This is a genomic window from Streptomyces sp. NPDC007808 (genome assembly GCF_042868655.1).
In the GTDB taxonomy this organism is placed as follows: Bacteria; Actinomycetota; Actinomycetes; order Streptomycetales; family Streptomycetaceae; genus Streptomyces.
This window is the reverse complement of sequence record NZ_JBIAEQ010000011.1, coordinates 294,989-314,229: the sequence shown is the minus strand read 5'-3', so window position 1 is coordinate 314,229 and position 19,241 is coordinate 294,989. Positions and strand designations below refer to the sequence as shown.

The window sequence follows — 19,241 nt, the reverse complement described above, 5'->3', positions numbered from 1 at the left end:
TGCCAGGCGGCGTCCCGTAACCACTGTTCGCATCCGGACTCGCCGACGGCAGGGGCCATCAGTCCCTACCGGGGGCCGGACAGGCCCCGGGTTCGGACCCGGCCGTCCCTCCCATGGCCCCGTCTCTCAGGTCGCCCGCGCCGCCGCTGCGAAACGGTGGCTGCAATCGGCGGTCCGGGCGTGGGGTGGGGTAGGGCCGATCGGCCCTACCCCACCCCACAGCGCCGGGGGACGATGGGCTGATGTTCCAGAACGACGCCTTTCGCGCACTCGACCGGCAGGAGTGCCTGCGGCTGCTCGCCAAGGTGCCGGTCGGCCGTGTGGTCTACACCCGGCAAGCCCTGCCCGCGGTCCTCCCCATCAACTTCTCCCTGGACATGGACGCCTCCGTCCTGCTGTGCACCTCGCCGGACTCGGACCTCGTCCGGGCCATCGACGGCGTCGTGATCGCCTTCGAGGCCGACGAATTCGATGCGGTATCCCGGTCCGGCTGGAGCGTGATCGTCACCGGACGGGCAACTGTGGTGACCGATCCCGCAGAGCACGAACGGCTGTCGCAGGCCGGCCCCAGCTCCTGGATGCCCCTGCACGACGCTGTGTTCGTACGGATCGAGTCCGAGATGGTCACCGGACGGGAGCTCAAGGGAACGCCCGGCACGCGGTGAGGCACAGTCCGTAGCGACCGCGGGACTGCTGTCGCCCATCACCTGACTCCTGCCTCGCAGACAGCGGTGCGTGCTGACGCCGCGGAGTCATTCCGCCGATCCGGCACCGCCCTGGCGGGTCCCCCGCTCCAGCCCCGTGAGGGAATCAGCTGCCAGGGTTGCGGGCGCCCGGGGCGTACGCGCGCCCTCCGGGCCGTAGCCGAAACGGATCAGCAGCTGGGGGCTGCAGCGCCGCCTCGATCCGGCCATCGCCTCCCGCAGGTCCGGCCACTCCATCGCCTGGTGCAGCATCGAGGTCCGCACCCCGTGCACGGTTGCCGTCAGCAACACGCGCTCCAGGGCCTGACCCGCCCGCAGCCAGTCATCCTGTCCGTCGTGGGACGTCCACAGCAGGGCCACCTGAGCATGACGTTCGAAACGCAGGGCCGGCAGCCGCGGCACCGGCCGCGCACCGGTGAAGTCCCGCACCGGTATCCGCCCGGACGCATCCCGCGGCCCCAGCGCTGTGAAGGGAATGCCGTAGGCGGCGTCCGCTCCCGGGGCGGTGATCCAGGTACGCGTCTCGGCCGCGCGGGCCGGGTGGACGGCGTTGCGGGCCTCGGCCGCTGCCGTCAGGCGCAGCAGGCGCCGCGTCGCGATGATGTCGGGAACATCGAGGTGCGCGCCCTCCACCCGGGCCAAGCTGATCATTTCGTTCACGATCGGGTCCGGCACGGGACGGCCGGTGAAGGGCATCCGGCTCGTGTGGCGCCGCTCGACCGCCCCGTACAGCTCTCTCAAGGACGGCTGCCAGCCCTCGGCGGGCCCGGTCAGCTGCACCGTGGCCAGCAGATCCGCATCGTCTGGTGCGGGACGCAGCCGGACAACGGGATCCCAGCCCAGGGACTCCGCCGCCACCCGGATGTTGAAGACAGCAGCGCCCACCGACAGGTACTGGGCGCGCAGTCGGGGATCGGCCACCAGTAGTTGCCGTCCTCTGTCGACACGGACGAGGATCGACCTGTTGTCCGGGTCGAGGCCGAACCGCCATGGCTGCGTGTTGTGGACCGACGGCGCCGCCACCGCCGCGGCCAGCAGGGCCTGAACGGCCGGTGCGTCGACTTCCCGGGTCTGCATCACGGCTCCTTCACCTCTCCTCTGTACCCGTCAACCTTGTGCCGCCGGCCCGGCGGGGGCGAGGGTTGACCGGCCCTCCCCTGCGGGCCATGCGGCCTCAATCGGCGCGCGGGAAGACGGGTCGGCCGTCCAGGAGCGCGGGACGTACAGTCCCCGGTCCACCGCCGCATGCCCGCGCCGATCGGCGTAGACCAGATGGACCGCAACCTGGGACTTCTCGATCCTGCCCGCCGTACCGGTGTATTGCCGCTGAACGCCGACCGTGCGCGTGCCCTTCTTCACGTCCCCGGTCTCGTCGACCACCAGCACGGCCTGGTCGTCGCGTAGATGCTCCACCACGCAATCGTGCACGTCGTCGCGTACTCGGTCGGCGTCCCACTCGGCACGGCCCAGCAAGGGCTGCATACCGCCCGGGGTGGTCTCTCCGGCCCACTCTGCGATGGTCCAGCAGTTCTTACACCGATGATCAACGGTGGCCGCGCCCTTGCCCGAACAGGCCCCCCACCAGCAAGATCACAATCTATTCCCTGGGGCTCGGCCGCCATTCCGCTTCGAGGATGCTGAACATCTCGGAGTCCCGCCAGCCGTCCCGGATCAACGCGGTGTGCCGATGCCGGCCCTCGTACGTCATACCGAGCTTGCCCAGCAACCGAGACGACGCGCGATTGCGGGGGTCACAGGTCGCGTAGATCCGGTGGAGTCCCAATTCCCCGAACCCGCGCGACAGAAGCTCTTGTCCGATCCCCGTGCCCACGCCACGCCCCCAGGCCCTGGGGTGCACGATGTAGGAGATTTCGCCCTGCCGATGGCGATGGCTACGAATGCGCAGCTCACCCATGCCGACGAGTTCGTTCTCGAAGCGAGCAATGTAGACGAATCTCTGCTGATGGGCGTGCGACCAGGCTTCGACGGCGGTTTGCACGAACGCGCGCGTCTGGTCCTCGCTGTTCGGCCCCCAAGGCTGGTAACGACAAGCCTCCTCAAGGCCGGCCCAGGAGTGCACTGCTTGCCAGTCGTCGAGCGCGAGCTTGCGCAAAGTCACCATGGATCGGCTCACAAACAGATCCTGCCAGATCTCGCATGGGGCACGAGCCCGGACTTCGGTAGCCCGCCACCGCCGTCAGACCGAGCCCCACAGACCGGCGTCACCTTGCGCCAAGTCACGATCTACGGCTGGAGTACTGGGCGCCAGGGTTACCCAGAACCGGAGATATGGGACAGGCACTTACGGCACTTACGGCAGTCCCCCGATGTGCTGCCCGCACGGCAAGCGCCGCGGAAGTCCCCTCGGCCGTGTCAGGGGCGGCGCACCGTGTGGGAGGAGGGTCAACTGGTGCGCGTATCGGCAGACCCCACCGCCGCGGTTGTGGTGCCCGGCAGGGCAGCCGGAGTCTCGGCCGCCCCCAACCCACCGGCTGTTCGGGCAAGTTCATTCGACGGCGCCGTGACCACTTCTCGCCTACTCAGCTTGTTCCGCTCCCGGTCGCCGACGGTGCCGGGGGCTGTGCAGTGCAGTGCCCCGGGGCTCGCGGAGTGTGGGCGCCGTCCGGGCCGTAGCCGAACCGGATAAGCATGTGCGGATGGCACCGCTTGTGTCGCGGCAGGGTAGTGGCTGCCCGTAGGTCGGGCCATTCCATGGGCTGGTGCAGGAGTGAGGTGCGCAGCCCGTGGGCGGTCGCCGTGAGCAGGACGTACTGCAAAGCCTGGCCTGCCCGCAGCCAGTCGTCCCGCCTGTCGTGGGGCGTCCACAGCAGGGCCACCTGGACGTGGCGTTCGAACCACAGGGCGGGCAGGCGCAGGGCGGGCAGCGCGCCGGTGAAGTCCCGCATCGGCATGCGTCTGCCTGCGTCGGGCGGGCCGAGAGCGGTGACGGGGATGCCGTAGGGGGTTTCTGCTCCCGGGGCGGTGAGCCAGGCGCGGGTTTCGGCGGTGCGGTCCGGGTGGGCGTGGTTGCGGGCCTCGGCTCGGGCGGTCAGGCGCAGCAGGCGCCGTGTTCCGGCGATGTCCGGCACGTGGAGGCGGGCACCGGCGGCGTGGGCGGCCGATGCCATCTGGGCCACGATCGGCTCGGGAACGGGTCGGCCGGTGAACGGCATCCGGCAGGTGCGGCGCCGCGCGATGGCCTCATAGAGGCCGGAGTCCGCCAACTGGTCGTCCGCGCCGAGCGGATCGGTCAGTCGTACCGTGGCCAGGAGTCCGGGTTGGTGCGGATCCGGCAGCAGTCTCACCTCCGGCCGCCAGCCCTGGTGGAAGGCGGCGAGCCGGAGGTTGAAGACCGCGGCGCCCACGGACAGGTACTGGGCGCGGTGCGTCGGGTCGGTCCGTGGCAGTGTCCGCTCGGGCGCCGAATGGACCTCCAGTGCCTGGCTGCCGGGGTCCAGACGAAAGCGCCAGGGCTGGGTGTTGTGGATCGACGGGGCTGCCACGGCCGCCGCCAGGAGCGACTCCACGGTGGCGGTGTCCAGCCGGGCTTGAGTGCGCATGATGCCTCCTCTTTCTCTTTGGCCGGGGATCAGGTGGCGGGCAGGGCGGTGGCCAGCAGGACGACGCCGAGCGAGCCGACGAGGGAGGTGACCGCCAGGATCCGGGCAAGGTCGGCGCGGCCCTTGGCGTGGGCGATGCCGTGTCCGGCCGCGGCAAGCATCACCCCCACGAACAGGGCGAGTTTGGCCGCGAGGGTACGCCCGTAGCCGGGTTCGGCGAGCGAGGCCCAGGTGACGCCCCGGTGCCAGGCCATGGCCCAGCCGGTCGCCAGCTGCACGGGCAGGAACACCGCTCCGGTCAGCATTCCGAACCGGCGGCCGGCCGCTGCGGTGAAGGTGTCCTTGGCCTCCGGGGCGAGCAGGTGGCGGGCCAGCGGCAGGATGACCAGGGAGAGGGCGAGTTGGCCGCCGACCCACAGGGCCGCACCGGCCACGTGCGCGAAACGCACCAGGGACCACCAGCCGACGGTGTCCACTACTTGCTCACCTCCACCGTGCCGTGCGCTCCCGCCTCGGCGTGGCGCATGTCGTGGTCGACGAAGGAGTAGTGGCCGGCCTCGGGGAACGTCGTCTCCACGAAGCCGCCCTGTGCCGTGGCCAGGTCCAGTACCTGCGAGCCTCCGGGCCGGCCGGGCTTGAGGAGGTAGGCGCCCTCCTTGTACACGGTGTCGAAGACGGTGCCGACGATGTGGAAGGCGATGCCGTCGGACGGCCCGGCGGACACCACCCAGAAGCGGGCCCGCTCGCCGGCCTTCATCTTCAGGGGCCGCTTGGCGTACTGGGAGGCGATGCCGTTGAACACCCAGGCGTCCGGGGTGCCGTTGGTCATCTTCGCCACCTGGGCGGTGCTGCCCGGGGTGCCGAGGTAGAGCGCGGAGGAGACCAGCACGTATTCGTGGTCGACCTTCTTCAGGCCGGGTGGGTCGATGACGACGGCGCCGTACATGCCGTTGCCGATGTGCTGGAGCATCGGTGCGGTGCTGCAGTGGTACAACCACGCTCCGGCCTTCTCGGCGCGGAAGCGGTAGACGAGGCGCTCGCCGGGCTGGATGGTGCGCATGGGCTTGTCGGGGGCGAGGGAACCGGCGTGGAAGTCGATGCCGTGGCCCATGCCTTCGTCGTCGTTGACGAGGGTGATCTCGAAGACGTCGCCGACCTTGCCGTGGAGGGTGGGGCCGGGGGCGGAGCCGCCGAAGGTCCACATCTGCTGCTTCACTCCTGGGGCCACTTCGACCGTGGTGTGCGCGGCGTGCAGTTCGACCTTGTGGACCGTCCCGCCGGGCGCGGGTGCCAGGTCGGCCTCGCGTGGCTGCCAGCCGGTGGAGAAGTCGGCGGAGAGGTCGAGGCCGCCCGCGGTGGTCGTCGCGGAGTGGCCGTCGTGCCCGCTCGCATGAGTGGTGTCGCCGGACGTGCTGGTGTCGCCGGTGACGACGATGTCCATGGTCATCCCGGCCGCCTTGTGGCCCGGCAGGGTGCACCACGCCTCGCGGCTCTCGGTGACCTGCCCGAGGTCGAGGGTGCGGGTGTCGCCCTTGGCGAGCATCGGGGTGGCGGGACCGTCCTCGACCTTGAGGTCGTGACGCTGGGTGTCGGTGTTGGTGACCTTGAGCCGCAGCGTGGTGCCTGCGGCGACCTCGATCCGGGCCGGGCGGATGCGCATGTCGGCCAGGGTGACGGCGACCGTGCGCGTGGTCCCGGCGCCCGGGCCCGTCGTCCCGGCGGCGCTCGCCCCGCCGCCGGTGTCCCCGCCGCTGTTGGCCATGAGCACGGCCAGCACCGTGACCACGGCGCCTGCGACGGTGCCCCACAGGGCGGGCCGCCGCGCCACACCCGTCGTGTCCGCGTCGTGCACGAGTCCCCGTCCGCTGCGGACCAGCACACGCACCGCCAGCGCGAGGAACGCGGCCCCGCCCGCCCCGGCCAGCAGCATGCCCGTCGTACCGGCGGGGTCGGGCAGCGGGATCGCGAGCAGGACTACGCCGACGTTGAGTACGACGAGCCGCGGCACCCAGCCCCGTTCGAGTACGGCCCGCAGCGCGGCCCGTTCCTTGGGACCGCCGGCCAGCACGATGGGCAGCAGGTAGGTGAGCGCGCCGATGAGGACCTGCGCGACAAGGCCGACGAGCAGCACAGGGGTCAGGGATCCGAAGGCGTCCCGTGCCTCGGCGAGCGGCCGGGCGGCCAGGAGCACCAGGTCCGCGAGCACGCCGGCCAGCAGCCAGCCCGCAGCCGCGGCCAGCATCCACGCGGCGGCCGCCGAGATCGGGGGCCGGCGGCGCACCGTACGGGCGAACAGCTGCATCGCGACGGCGACGCCTGCTGTGTAGCCGGCAACACCGAGTACGGCGGCGGGGCGCCATCCGGCCGCAAGGCCCGCGACGGCGATCAGCAGGCCGCCCCCGGTCAGTACCAGCACCCAGCGCGCCAGCCGGGTGGTGCGCTCGGCCATCCGCACCCCCAGCACGGTGGGCCAGAGCATGAACAGCGTGCCGAGCACGGGCAGTCCGATCCAGCCGAGGAGGGTGGCGTGGACGTGGGCCAGCTTCAGCCCGCTGTAGTACTGCGGGCCGGCCTTACCTGTGGCCAGCAGCCAGCCGAGTGCCCCGCCGATGATCAGTGCCACCGCGGCGGCCCGGTAGTAGTCGGCGATCGGGGCGAGCCGTCCGCCCAGCGCACCCCTGCCCATACGGACCAGCACCACCAGGTGCGCAGTGACCGCGGTGATCAGGAGCACGCTGCCGACGCCGGTCAGGACTGGCGTGTCGGTCCACATGCCGGTGAGGACGCCCACGGCGCCGAGGTTGACGCCAGCGAGCCGGGTGTTGCTCCACTGCCGGTCCGGTAGCTTCACGTGGAGCATGGCGACGGCGAAGTGCTCGCTCCACACCACGATGGCGGTGGTGGCGGCACCCAGCAGGAACAGGTGGACGGCCAGCCAGCGGGCCGCGGGCAGTGCCTGCTGGGCGCTCGCCGCCAGCAGCGCGAGCAACACCCAGGCCGCGACCAGGCCGTGGGCGGCCAGGTGCCGGCTACGCACGCCGGACGTCTTGAACCTGCTGGGCGGGCGGCCACCGCCCGCGGCCGGGTCATCGCTCTTGCTGTACACGGTGCTCCTTGCCGCCCTCGGCGGCGGTCGGACGGGGACGGGCAGGCACTTCCGAGTCGCCGACGCCGGACAGCAGGGCGGCCAGTTCGCGCTGGTACGGGAAGGATCCGGGCCGGTAGCCGCACCACGGCTCCTCGGCGTAGGGGTCGCCGGTGACGCCGTAGGCGCGCGACCGGGAGCCGCCGCAGACCCGGCGGAACTCGCACGCGCCGCACCGACCGCCGAGCCGGTCAGGGTCCCGAAGGCCGGTGAACAGTTCCGAGGTGCGGTAGATCTCCGTCAGCGGCGTCTTGCGCACGCTGCCCGCGCCCAGCGGCAGGAAGCCGCTGGGGTGCACGGTGCCGGTGTGGGAGACGAAGACGAAACCGCGGCCGGCGTTGACGTCCAGCGGCGGTCGCCGCACCCGGCGCGCTCCTGCGCACAGGCCCAACTCCGCGGTGCGCTCACGCAGTTCTCGGTACAGCGGGCCGAGCCCGAGCGCCCTGACGTGGTCGTCGCCGGTGGTGGCGAGGATCTGGCGTTGGAGGGCGACGCGGCGGAAGTGGTGGGCCTCGGTGGTCTTGGCGGGCACGGTCAGGCCCACGTCGTAGACGAAGTTGAGGACGTCTTCCGCCTCGCCCGGGGTGAGAGCACCCAGTGACCGTCCGCGGCCGGTCGGCACCAGGAAGAAGGCGCTCCACAGCATCGCGCCGTGCTCCGCGACGAGGCGGACGATGTCGGGGAGGTCGTGCAGGTTGTGCATGGCGATCGTGGTGTTGATCTGCACCTTCATGCCGAGGGCGCGGGCGGCGTCCCAGGCGTCCAGGGTCCAGCGGAACACGCCGGGCACCCCGCGGAAGCCGTCGTGGAGTTCGGCGGTGGATCCGTCGAGGCTGAGCGAGAGGCCGACCGCGCCGGCCGCGTGCAGCTCCCGCAGCCGCTGCTCGGTGAGCGTCGGTGTGCCGGAGGGGGAGACGGCGACCCGGACCCCGACCTCCTGGCCGTAGGCGATGAGCTCGGTGAGGTCGGGGCGCTGGAACGGATCGCCGCCGGTGATCACGAACAGCGGGGCGGGCTGCCCGAAGGCGGCCACCTGGCGCAGCAGGTCTTGGGCCGCGGCGGTGTCCAGCTCCCGCGGGTCCCGGTTGGGCACGGCCTCGGCGCGGCAGTGCAGGCAGGCCAGCGGGCAGGCCCGGGTGGACTCCCAGATGACGATGAACGGCCGCTCCCCCGCGTCGTGCCGCTGGCGGCGGATGGCATGGGCGGGGGCGGTCATCGCACGGCCCTGCCCAGCGCCCTGTGGCTGTGTCCGGCCGCCCTGGAGTCAGGGCAGACGAGGCGGGCGGCCGGACGGTGACCGGGCCGGACCGTGCGCGGCACCCGCCGTGCGTGGCAGCGGTGGCATCGGCCTCGACGAGGGTGGTCGATGTGGTCGTACACGGGATTACCTCCGGTTCGGTCGCCGTCAGCATCCACCGGCGGCGGTGGTCGGCGCGGCGGCCGATGGTCTTCGCCTACTGGGCCGACGGTCCCTCTTCACGAGAGGTGTGCAGGACCGAACGGTCAGTCGTCAGAAGGAGACGGGGTCAGGAGTGGTTCGAGGAGCAGGGGGTGAGGGCGTCCGCGGTGGCCACCATCGCGGCTCCCAGGCCGGTGAGTGCGGCGCCCAGGCCCGTGACCAGGGTCGTGAGGTGCCATGCCTGGTAGGCGGACATCAGGGAGGCGCGCAGGGACTGGCCCATGAACGCGGTCTGGCGCAGCTTGGCGAGCTTCTCGTCGTCGCCTCCGGCGGCGTGCAGCTCCGCGGTGATCTCGGCGTAGGTGCGGCCGCCGGTGGCATGGGCGAGGTTGCCTCTGATGAACTCGGCGTAGGCGTGCGCCTCGGGGCCGGTTGCCACTTGGCGGCCGGTGTAGGCGGAGAGTTCGGCGGGCAGCCCGTGATCGGGGAAGGTGATCTTCTGGGCGGCCAGTTCGGTGCGGATCTCCTTCCTGCCGCTGCGGCCGCGCCACAGCATGACCGGTCCGGCGATTACCAGGGCTGTACCGACCGTCCTGAGCAGGGTGCCGGCCCGGCGATGCGATCCGTCCATGACGTGTTGTCCTTCTTTCCTTTGCCTGCTGGTGCGGCAGTGCGTGGACATCGGCTGAAACGAGGTGCACGCACCGCCGCGGGAGTGGATGGCGTCGGGTCAGCGGTGGCTGAGCCGCAATCGCCAGGCTTCGGGGCCGCGTTCGAGGTATTCCACCGAGAACACGCCCGGGTTGCGCTGCTCGATCTGCGCGAGCAGCGGCAGCGGGTCGTGGTGGGCGATCAGCACCATGGCGGTGCCTGCCGGGACGGCGTCGAGGGCGCCGAAGACCGTCGCGTGACGGATGGCGTGCGGGACGTCTCGGACGTCCAGTTCGGGTTCGTCCACCTCCTCGGCGCCGCCGCAGCCGCATACGCCGCCGCAGCCTCCGGTCTCCTCGATCTGCCCTTCGGACATGTCCTGCCCTTCGTACATGTCGTGCCCTTCCTCGTTGTGCCGATCTTCTGGGGAGCCCTTGGTGGACGAGTCGTTCGCGAGCCGGTGGTGCATGTCCGCCAGCAGCTCCGCCAGGGAGATCTCGGGTGTCACGGCGAGCAGCGGCAGCACGAGGCCGTTCTCCTTGGCCTGGTGCTCCTCGAAGAGCACCTGCAGGGCGCGCGCGTCGGCCCCGGCAGCCGCCGGGCTCGGTGCGGCGCGCAGGGCGTCGACGAGCGCGGTGAGGCAGCGGTGTTCGCCGATCAGGCTCTCGATCAGCAGGCGGGCCTCGGGCATGCGGTGGGCGGCGGGGTAGAGCGCGGCTTCCTCGGCCGCGGCGTGCGGCAGGAGCGAGCGGTCGCAGAAGGTCACGAGACCGGTGTGGATCTTCTCGGCTGCGCTCGGGTCCCGGTCCACGGCGGTGAGCAGCATCTTCACCCGTCCGGCGAGCTCCCCGGCCAGTCGTGCGTGATGCGCCTCGGCACTTTGCAGGGCCGTGGCGTCTCGGGGGTGCGAGGCGAGGGTGAGCACGCTCATGACTCTCTCCAGCGGGTCGGGCCGGCTCAGCCGGTCGATGCAGGCGGGTGATGGCATTTCCGGCTACCGACTCCGGAGGGGATGCCGCGTCCGGCCGCACGGGGCGGCCGGACGCACGACCGAACCGGGCCACACACGCCGTACGCGCTGTGCCTGCGGCGGCCGGGACGGGGGATGGGCCGCCTGACAGACGGGATGCGGTCGTACAGGCAGATGGGCATCTGCGGTTCGATCACAGCCAGCATGCAACGCCCGGCACACACGACTCCCCGGCCGACCGGACCCGGCACCGGGACCATTGGTCCCTATTGCCACCAGCAACATGGGGCCGGTAGGCCATCTGCCAGGGACCGCCAGCCCCAGGTGTCGGATGCCATGCCCCGCTTAGCGTCCTGGCCATGGAGAACGATCAGAACGCACGGCGTCAGCAGTCGCGTGCCGGTGAAGGCTGGCCGCTGGCGGCCCGCAGGCTGCTCACGCGCAGCGAGGTGTCGGCCGACGGGCGTGCCGTGTTCGGCGCGGGCGATCCGCGGTGGGAGGGCTTCTACCGGGACCGGTGGTCGCACGACAAGGTGGTGCGCTCCACGCACGGCGTGAACTGCACCGGTTCGTGTTCGTGGATGGTGTATGTCAAGGACGGCATCATCACGTGGGAGCACCAGGCCACCGACTACCCGTCGATCGGCGCGGACTGTCCCGAGTACGAGCCGCGCGGCTGCCCGCGCGGGGCGTCGTTCTCCTGGTACACGTACTCGCCCAGCCGGGTGCGCTACCCGTATGTGCGTGGCGCGTTGCTGAAGCTGTGGCGCGAGGCCCGCAAGCGGCTCGGCGACCCGGTGGCGGCCTGGGCCGAGATCACCGGTGACCCGGCCAAGGCGCGCGCCTACAAGCGGGCCCGCGGCAAGGGCGGGCTGGTGCGCGCCGACTGGGACGAGGTCAGCGAGCTGATCGCCGCCGCCCAGGTGCACACCGTCAAGACGTACGGCCCCGACCGTGTCGCCGGCTTCTCGCCGATCCCGGCGATGTCGATGGCGTCGTTCGCGGCCGGTGCGCGGTTCCACTCGCTGATCGGCGGCACGCTGCTGTCGTTCTACGACTGGTACGCGGACCTGCCGATCGCCTCGCCGCAGGTCTTCGGCGACCAGACGGATGTGCCGGAGGCGGCGGACTGGTGGAACGCGGGCTATCTGATCATGTGGGGTTCCAACATCCCGGTGACCCGCACCCCCGACGCGCACTTTCTCACCGAGACCCGTTACAACGGCACCAAGGTCGTCGCGGTCAGCCCGGACTACGCGGACAACGTCAAGCACGCCGACGAGTGGCTCGCCCCGCACCCGGGCACGGACGGGGCGCTGGCGATGGCCATGGGCCATGTGATCCTGCGCGAGTTCCTCGTCGACCGCGAAGTGCCCTACTTCCAGGACTACCTGCGCACGTTCACCGACGCCCCGTTCCTGGTGACCCTGCGCGAACACGACCGCGGTCTCGTACCGGACGGGTTCCTCACCGCCGCCGACCTCGGCCGCGACACCGAACACGCCGAGTCCAAGACCGTTCTCCTCGACTCGGCCACCGGCGAACCGGTCGTGCCGAACGGCTCGCTCGGCTTCCGCTGGGGGGAAGCCGAGCCGGGCCGCTGGAACCTCGACCTGGGCGACACCGTGCCCGAGCTGAGCCTGCTCGAGTGCGCGGAGGAGACCGTGGCCGTGGCCCTGCCACGGTTCGACGAGGGCGCCACGGAGGGCGGCTCGGTTCTGGTGCGCGGGGTGCCCGTGCGCCGGATCGGCGGGCGGCTCGTCACCACCGTCTTCGACCTGATGCTCGCCCAGTACGGGGTGGCCCGGCCCGGCCTTCCGGGCAGCTGGCCGTCGTCGTACGACGACGCCTCACAGCCGTACACGCCGGCCTGGCAGGAGACGATCACCTCCGTGCCGGCCGAGCAGGCGGCCCGGATCGCCCGGGAGTTCGCCCGCAACGCCGAGCGCACCCAGGGCCGTTCGATGATCGCCCTGGGCGCCGGCACCAACCACTGGTTCCACTCCGACACCATCTACCGCGCCTTCCTGGCACTGACGACGATGACCGGCTGCCAAGGTGTCAACGGCGGCGGCTGGGCGCACTACGTCGGCCAGGAGAAGGTCCGCCCGGTCACCGGGCAGCAGCACCTGTCGTTCGCCTTCGACTGGCAGCGTCCCACCCGGCACATGGCGGGCACCTCGTACTGGTACCTGAACTCCGACCAGTGGCGCTACGAGGCGTTCGGGCCCGAGGAGCTGGCCTCCCCGCTCGGGGAAGGGCGGTTCCAGGGCAAGGGGTTCGCGGACTGCCTCGCCCAAGCCGTGCGGCTGGGCTGGACGCCGGGTCACCCCGGCTTCAACCGTAACCCGCTCGACATCACGGACGAGGCGGCGGCAGCGGGACGTCCGGTCGCCGAGCACATCGTCGACGAGCTGAAGTCGGGGCGGCTGCGGTTCGCCGCCGAGGACCCCGACGACCCGGCCAACTTCCCGCGCGTGCTGACCGTGTGGCGAGCCAACCTGCTGGGCTCCTCCGGCAAGGGCAACGAGTACTTCCTGCGCCACCTGCTGGGCACGGACGCGGCCGTCCGCTCCGAGGAGACCCCGCCCGAGCACCGGCCGAAGGACGTGGTGTGGCGGGAGGAAGCGCCCGAGGGCAAGCTCGACCTCCTGGTCTGCATGGACTTCCGGATGACCTCCACCGGCCTACTCGCCGACGTCGTGCTGCCGGCGGCGACCTGGTACGAGAAGGACGACCTGTCCTCGACCGACATGCACCCCTTCGTGCACGCCTTCACCCCGGCCATCGCCCCACCCTGGCAGGCCCGCACCGACTACGACACCTTCCTGACCATCGCCGACCGCTTCAGCGAGCTGGCCGCCGAGCACCTGGGCACCCGCACCGACGTCCTCGCCGTGCCGCTGCTGCACGACACCCCCGACGAACTCGCCCAGCCCGGCGGGGTCGTACGGGACTGGAAGACCGGCGAGTGCGAGCCGGTCCCCGGGCAGACCATGCCCAAGCTGGCCGTCATCGAACGGGACTACGCCGCGATCGCGCAGAAGATGCGCGCCGTCGGTCCGCTGCTGGACACCCTGGGCACCACCACCAAGGGCATCACCGTTCACCCCGACCAGGAGATCGACGACCTCCGGCACCGCAACGGCACCGTCAGGGACGGAGTCGCCGCCGGACGGCCCTCACTCGCCACCGCGAGCCACATGTGCGACGCGATCCTCGCCCTGTCCGGCACCACCAACGGCCGTCTGGCCACCGAGGGATTCCGCGCACTGGAGCGGCAGACAGGCAGCGAGGGCCTGGTGGAACTGGCCTCCGAGCGCGAGGCGGAGCGGATCACCTTCGCCGACACCCGCACCCAGCCCCGCTCGGTGATGACGTCGTACGAGTGGTCGGGCTCGGAGACCGGCGGGCGTCGCTACTCACCGTTCGTGATCAACACCGAGCACAAGAAGCCCTGGCACACGCTCACCGGCCGCCAGCACTTCTTCGTCCAGCACGACTGGATCACCGAGCTGGGCGAGCAACTGCCGGTCTACCGGCCGCCGTTGAACACGCCCAAGCACTACGGCGACGAGCAACTGCGGGAGGACGGCCGGGCGGAGGTCACCGTCCGCTATCTGACCCCGCACTCGAAGTGGTCCATCCACTCGAACTACCAGGACAACAAGTACATGCTCGACCTGTCCCGCGGCGGACCCACTATCTGGATGTCCCTGGAGGACGCCGAGAAGATCGGCGTGAAGGACAACGAGTGGATCGAGGCGTACAACCGCAACGGTGTCGTCGCCGCCCGCGCCGTGGTCACCCACCGGATGCCCGAGGGCACCGTGTACATGTACCACGCCCAGGACCGCAACGTGAACGTGCCGAAGACCGAGGTCAGCGGCAAGCGGGGCGGCATCCACAACTCGCTCACCCGGTTGCTGCTCAAGCCGACCCATCTCGCGGGCGGCTACGCCCAGTTCACGTACGCCTTCAACTACTACGGCCCGACCGGCAACCAGCGCGACGAGGTCACCGTCATCCGCCGCCGCAGCCAGCAAGTGGAGTACTGACATGCGCGTCATGGCCCAGATCGCGATGGTGATGAACCTCGACAAGTGCATCGGCTGCCACACCTGCTCGGTCACCTGCAAGCAGACGTGGACCAACCGCACCGGCGTCGAGTACGCCTGGTTCAACAACGTCGAGACCAAGCCCGGCGTCGGCTACCCCCGCCGCTACGAGGACCAGGAACAGTGGAAGGGCGGCTGGATGCTCGACAAGCGCGGACGTCTCGTCCTGCGCTCCGGAGGCCGGATCAAGCGGCTGCTGTCCCTGTTCTCCAACCCCGACCTGCCGGGCATCGAGGACTACTACGAGCCGGTCACCTACGACTACGACAACCTGGTCAGCGCCCCTGCCCAGAAGGACATCCCCGTCGCCCGCCCGCGCTCGGTTCTCACCGGCAAGCCCACCGCCATCACCTGGGGCGCCAACTGGGAGGACGGCCTGGGCGGTGCGCCCGAGAACGCCGGCGGCGACCCGAACCTCAGCGGTGAGTGGGCTCAGAAGGTCAAGTTCGAGTTCGAGCAGACCTTCCTCTTCCACCTCCCCCGCCTGTGCGAGCACTGCCTCAACCCGGCCTGTGTGTCGGCCTGCCCGTCGGGCGCGATGTACAAGCGGGTCGAGGACGGCATCGTCCTGGTCGACCAGGACCGCTGCCGGGGCTGGCGGATGTGCGTGACGGCGTGCCCGTACAAGAAGGTCTACGTCAACCACGCCACCGGCAAGGCGGAGAAGTGCACGTTCTGCTTCCCGCGCATCGAGGCCGGCCAGCCCACCGTCTGCTCCGAGACCTGCGTGGGACGCCTGCGCTACCTGGGCCTGCTGCTCTACGACGCGGACAAGGTCGGCGAGGCCGCGGCCACCCCGGACGAGAAGGACCTCCTCGACGCCCAGCGCGGGGTGTTCCTTGACCCGCACGACCCGGAGGTGCGCGCGGCAGCACGCGAGTCGGGGATCCCGGAGGACTGGCTGGAGGCGGCCCGCCGCTCCCCCGTGTACGACCTGGTCATGCGCTACAAGGTGGCGCTGCCGCTGCACCCGGAGTACCGGACCATGCCGATGGTCTGGTACGTGCCCCCGCTCTCCCCCGTCCTCGACGCCGTCGACGCGGCGGGCGGCAACCAGGACGACCCCGACCACGTCTTCGCCGCCGTCACCCGGCTGCGCATCCCGCTGGAGTACCTGGCGGAACTGTTCACCGCCGGAGACGCCGACGTCGTCGCCGGGGTGCTGATGAAACTCACCGCGCTGCGCTCGTACATGCGCGAGCGCACCCTCGGTGAGGAAGGCGACGAGGCCGTGCTCAAGGCAGTCGGCCTGACCACACGCGAGGCGGAGGACCTGCACCGGCTGCTCGCCGTCGCCAAGTACGCCGATCGCTACGTCGTTCCGGCCGCGCACAAGGAGGACGCCGCCGCGCTGACCGCCATGGAGAACCGCTGCCCGGTCGAGTCCTCCGGCGACCCGCAGCCCGCCGACGGCCGCCGCGTGATGCTCGGCATCCCCACCCTGCGCCGCCGTACACCAGAAGCCCCCGCCGGAGGACGTCCGTGAGCCCGCTGCCCTCCACCATTCCCGCCCTCGTCCGCACCCGCGTCCGCGCGGCCGTACGCCGCCCGGCTCGGCTCACCCCTGAGGAGACGGCGGGCCGAGCCCTGATACTGCGGCTCGTGTCGCTGCTCCTGCAGTACCCCGACTCCGAACTGACCGCAGCGCGCACGGAGTTGACCACCGTAGTGGAGGCTCTTCCGGCCACGCCCGCGGCGGCGGACCTGGCCCGGTTCACCGACTGGTTCGCCGCGCAGGATCCCGAGACGCTGGAGCGCCACTACGTCGAGATGTTCGACCTGCGCCGCAAGAGCAGCCTCTACCTCACCTACTACCTGCACGGCGACACCCGCCGCCGGGGCATGGCCCTGCTCACCCTGAACCAGCGGTACAAGGCCATGGGCTGGGACACCGACGGGGGCGAACTGCCCGACCATCTGCCGGTCGTGCTGGAGTTCGCAGCCCTTGTAGGCCCGGGTGGCGGCGAGGCACCGCTGCGCCAGCACCGGCGCGGGCTGGAGTTGATCCACCGGGCGCTGACCGACGCCGACTCCCCCTACCGGCACGTCCTGGCCGCGCTGCTCACCCTGCTTCCCCCGCCCACCGAGGCCGACCGCGCGGCCGTGGCCCAGCTCGTCGCCGAGGGCCCGCCGAACGAGGAGGTCGGCCTCGACCCCTACGGGACGTACGGGGAGGGCGAGTTCGCCCCGCCGGGCACCTTCGTGCCGCCCGTGCCCGCCCCGCCGACCTGTGTGCCACCCGCTCCGACCAACCGTACGGAAGGCCCCCGATGAACGCCGTACCCACCCCTCTGGCCGCCGCGTCCACGAGCGGCGCCGACCTCCTGTTGTGGGTCGCCTTTCCCTACATCTGCCTCGCCGTGTTCGTGGTCGGGCACGTCTGGCGCTACCGACAGGACCAGTTCGGCTGGACCTCCCGCACCAGCCAACTCCTCGAACACCGGTGGCTGCGCTGGGGCAGCCCGCTGTTCCACCTGGGCGCCTTCATGGTGATCGCCGGGCATGTCGTGGGGCTCGCGATTCCCGACTCATGGACCGAGGCCGTCGGCATCACCGAGCACGCGTACCACACCACGGCCGTGTGGGCGGGCTCGGTCGCGGGTGTCGCCATGGTCGCCGGGCTGGGCATGCTCTGCGCCCGCCGCCTGCTGACCCGCCAGATCCGGCTCGGCACCGATCGCAGTGACAAGCTCCTCTTCCCACTGCTGTCCGCCACCGTCCTGCTCGGCATCACCGCCACCGCCGCCCACAACGTGTTCGGCGCCGGCTACGACTACCGCTCCACCGTCTCCGTCTGGTTCCGTGGCCTGTTCGTGCTCCAGCCGCACCCGGAGGCGATCGCAGGGGCCCCGTTGCTGTTCCAGTTGCACGCGCTGACCGCGTTCCTGCTCTTCGCTGCCTGGCCGTTCACCCGGCTGGTCCACGTGTGGAGCGCCCCGATCGGATACCTGGCCCGCCCGTATCTGGTCTACCGGCGACGCTCCGCCGCGCCCGCGACGACCGCGGGCCGACCCCCGTCTGCCTCCGGCTCCGGTCGAGCCGCATGAGCCACGGCCCCGCGCTGGCGCCGGACGCGACGACCGTCCGGCGCCTGCACACAGTCGCCGCGAGCCGCCGCACGGGGTGGGCGATGGTCCTCACCGGCACCGTCGGCTGGCTTGCCTCCTTCCAGCTCACCGTGGACGACTGGCGGCTCCTGCGCGATCCCGCCTACCAACCGCCGTGCAACATCAGCCCCGTTGTGAGTTGCGGCAGCGTCATGTCCAGCCCGCAGGGCAGCCTGTTCGGCTTCCCCAACATGCTGCTCGGACTGGGTGCCTTCGCCGCCGTGGTCGCCTTGGGCGTCGCCGTGCTCTCGGGTGCGCGCCTGCACCGTCGGCTGTGGCTGGCGCTGGACGCCGGGGCGCTGACGGCGGTGGCTTTCGTTCACTGGCTGATCGTGCAGTCGCTGTACGAGCTCAACAAGCTCTGCCCCTACTGCGCCGTCGTCTGGGTCGCCACTATCGCCCTGTTCTGGTACGTCACCCTGCACTGCCTGGAACGGGGGATCATCCCGGTGCCCCAGGGTGTGCTGGAGGTCGTCCGAGACACACACTGGATGCTCCTCGGCGCCTGGTACGGGATCATCGTGCTGCTCGTCCTCACCCGCTTCTGGCCCTACTGGAGCAGCCTCCCGTAACCGATCGCAGCACTCCCCACCACCCGCTCACGGACCCAAGAAAGATGATCATGGACGATGTGCTGAAGGAATGGACGGCCGCGGTGAAGGCCGACCTGGGCATCGACCTCGAAGTCGACCGGGCCCTGCTTCTCGCCCTTGCGGGCGACGCCGCTCACGGAGTCGCCCGGCCCGCCGCCCCGCTGACGACCTTCCTGGTCGGGTATGCCGCGGGGCAGGCAGGCGGCGGGCCCCAAGCGGTGGCCGACGCAGCCCGGCGCGCCGGAGAACTCGCCGCACGCTGGGCCGGTGAGGCCGACAACAGTCCCGGAGCTGCATAGCCGCCGGCCACGCCACGGTTTCTTGTGCCCCTGCCCCTGCCCCTGCCCCTGCCCCTGCAGAGATGATTCGCGAGGTCAGGGGCACAGGAGCATGCGGCGACGCCGGCGCGGTCAGGCGGACGCCCCACCGGAGTCGTATGGCCGACCGAACGGGCTCACCGGTGAGGCGGCGTTGCGGACTTCCCGCAGCCCGGGATGGCCTCGCCTCAGTCGGCGCTCCAGGCGCTGGTACAGCGTGAACCAGGACGCGGGGCAGCCGTGGCAGGCCCCGCCCAGACGGACGGTGACGACACCGTCGCGAACCTCGACGAGGTCGATGCTGCCACCGTGGGACCGGACGAACTCACCCACCTCCCCGGCGAGAACCTCTTGTGCCACGCCGAACAGCTCTGCGTCGTCATCGTGGGAGGCGGTCCCGGTGCCCGTGATCCATCCGGCGGGATCGTCGAGGGCGGCGTGGAGTGCGGTGCGGACCCGGGCGCCTTCTTCGGGCCAGGTGCGACCGGAACCGAGACAGGTGACGACGGCTTGGCCTTCCAGGGTGATCTGCGCGAGGGTGCCGTCGATCAGCAGGGCGGCGAGCGGTGCGGGGACAGCGGCAAGCGGGCCGGCGCCGGTGAGGATTCCGGCGGGGATGATCCAGCGCAGCAGATCGCACCGGCCGGGCACCTCCTGGGGGTGTACGGGGACCACGT

Annotated in this window: 15 protein-coding genes and 2 pseudogenes; 7 read left to right on the top strand and 10 right to left on the bottom strand. The window is 71.1% G+C overall.

Annotated elements, in window-relative coordinates; genetic code table 11:
• Positions 1–242 precede the first annotated feature (242 nt).
• Positions 243–665, top strand: a complete 423-nt coding sequence (locus tag ACFYNL_RS36335) for a pyridoxamine 5'-phosphate oxidase family protein (RefSeq protein WP_388811530.1) — start codon at positions 243–245, stop codon at positions 663–665.
• 87 nt (positions 666–752) lie between these two features.
• Here the strand turns inward: ACFYNL_RS36335 and ACFYNL_RS36330 are convergent, their stop codons facing one another.
• The 9 genes and pseudogenes from ACFYNL_RS36330 to ACFYNL_RS36290 form a co-directional block, all read right to left on the bottom strand.
• Positions 753–1,781, bottom strand: coding sequence for an Acg family FMN-binding oxidoreductase (locus ACFYNL_RS36330; protein WP_388811527.1), 1,029 nt, complete (start codon positions 1,779–1,781; stop codon positions 753–755).
• A 120-nt stretch (positions 1,782–1,901) separates the two neighbouring features.
• A pseudogene (locus ACFYNL_RS36325) lies at positions 1,902–2,237 on the bottom strand (transposase); the annotation flags it as partial.
• 64 nt (positions 2,238–2,301) lie between these two features.
• A complete protein-coding gene (locus ACFYNL_RS36320; RefSeq protein ID WP_388811524.1) occupies positions 2,302–2,838 on the bottom strand; it encodes a GNAT family N-acetyltransferase in 537 nt (178 codons plus the stop codon).
• Between the two features lie 406 nt (positions 2,839–3,244).
• Positions 3,245–4,264: an Acg family FMN-binding oxidoreductase gene (locus ACFYNL_RS36315; RefSeq protein WP_388811522.1), complete on the bottom strand. Its 1,020-nt coding sequence runs from the start codon at positions 4,262–4,264 to the stop codon at positions 3,245–3,247.
• Positions 4,265–4,293: 29 nt separating this feature from the next.
• Positions 4,294–4,740: a hypothetical protein gene (locus tag ACFYNL_RS36310; RefSeq protein WP_388811520.1), complete on the bottom strand. Its 447-nt coding sequence runs from the start codon at positions 4,738–4,740 to the stop codon at positions 4,294–4,296.
• Positions 4,740–7,370, bottom strand: coding sequence for a multicopper oxidase domain-containing protein (locus tag ACFYNL_RS36305; RefSeq protein ID WP_388811517.1), 2,631 nt, complete (start codon positions 7,368–7,370; stop codon positions 4,740–4,742). Before ACFYNL_RS36305 ends, ACFYNL_RS36310 begins: the two co-directional genes overlap by 1 nt.
• A complete protein-coding gene (locus ACFYNL_RS36300; RefSeq protein WP_388811515.1) occupies positions 7,351–8,625 on the bottom strand; it encodes a TIGR04053 family radical SAM/SPASM domain-containing protein in 1,275 nt (424 codons plus the stop codon). Before ACFYNL_RS36300 ends, ACFYNL_RS36305 begins: the two co-directional genes overlap by 20 nt.
• Positions 8,626–8,935: 310 nt before the next feature.
• Entirely contained in the window at positions 8,936–9,439 is a 504-nt protein-coding gene (locus tag ACFYNL_RS36295; protein ID WP_388811514.1) for a hypothetical protein, read from the bottom strand.
• A 99-nt stretch (positions 9,440–9,538) separates the two neighbouring features.
• Positions 9,539–10,390: a DUF2249 domain-containing protein gene (locus tag ACFYNL_RS36290; RefSeq protein ID WP_388811511.1), complete on the bottom strand. Its 852-nt coding sequence runs from the start codon at positions 10,388–10,390 to the stop codon at positions 9,539–9,541.
• 398 nt (positions 10,391–10,788) lie between these two features.
• Here ACFYNL_RS36290 and ACFYNL_RS36285 point away from each other — a divergent pair, with 398 nt between their 5' ends.
• The 6 genes and pseudogenes from ACFYNL_RS36285 to ACFYNL_RS36260 form a co-directional block, all read left to right on the top strand.
• Positions 10,789–14,487, top strand: coding sequence for a nitrate reductase subunit alpha (locus ACFYNL_RS36285; protein WP_388811509.1), 3,699 nt, complete (start codon positions 10,789–10,791; stop codon positions 14,485–14,487).
• Between the two features lies 1 nt (position 14,488).
• The gene (gene narH / locus ACFYNL_RS36280; protein WP_388811506.1) at positions 14,489–16,033 is read left to right on the top strand and encodes a nitrate reductase subunit beta; all 1,545 of its coding nucleotides are present in this window, start codon (positions 14,489–14,491) and stop codon (positions 16,031–16,033) included.
• Positions 16,030–16,821: a nitrate reductase molybdenum cofactor assembly chaperone gene (gene narJ, locus ACFYNL_RS36275; RefSeq protein ID WP_388811503.1), complete on the top strand. Its 792-nt coding sequence runs from the start codon at positions 16,030–16,032 to the stop codon at positions 16,819–16,821. Before narH ends, narJ begins: the two co-directional genes overlap by 4 nt.
• Positions 16,818–17,594, top strand: coding sequence for a respiratory nitrate reductase subunit gamma (narI, locus tag ACFYNL_RS36270; RefSeq protein WP_388811500.1), 777 nt, complete (start codon positions 16,818–16,820; stop codon positions 17,592–17,594). The genes narJ and narI overlap by 4 nt, the downstream gene beginning before the upstream one ends.
• Positions 17,591–18,226, top strand: a complete 636-nt coding sequence (locus tag ACFYNL_RS36265) for a vitamin K epoxide reductase family protein (RefSeq protein ID WP_388811497.1) — start codon at positions 17,591–17,593, stop codon at positions 18,224–18,226. The genes narI and ACFYNL_RS36265 overlap by 4 nt, the downstream gene beginning before the upstream one ends.
• A 59-nt stretch (positions 18,227–18,285) precedes the next feature.
• A pseudogene (locus ACFYNL_RS36260) lies at positions 18,286–18,546 on the top strand (DUF6457 domain-containing protein); the annotation flags it as partial.
• Between the two features lie 111 nt (positions 18,547–18,657).
• Here the strand turns inward: ACFYNL_RS36260 and ACFYNL_RS36255 are convergent.
• A complete protein-coding gene (locus ACFYNL_RS36255; protein ID WP_388811495.1) occupies positions 18,658–19,239 on the bottom strand; it encodes a NifU family protein in 582 nt (193 codons plus the stop codon).
• Between the last annotated feature and the right edge of the window lie 2 nt (positions 19,240–19,241).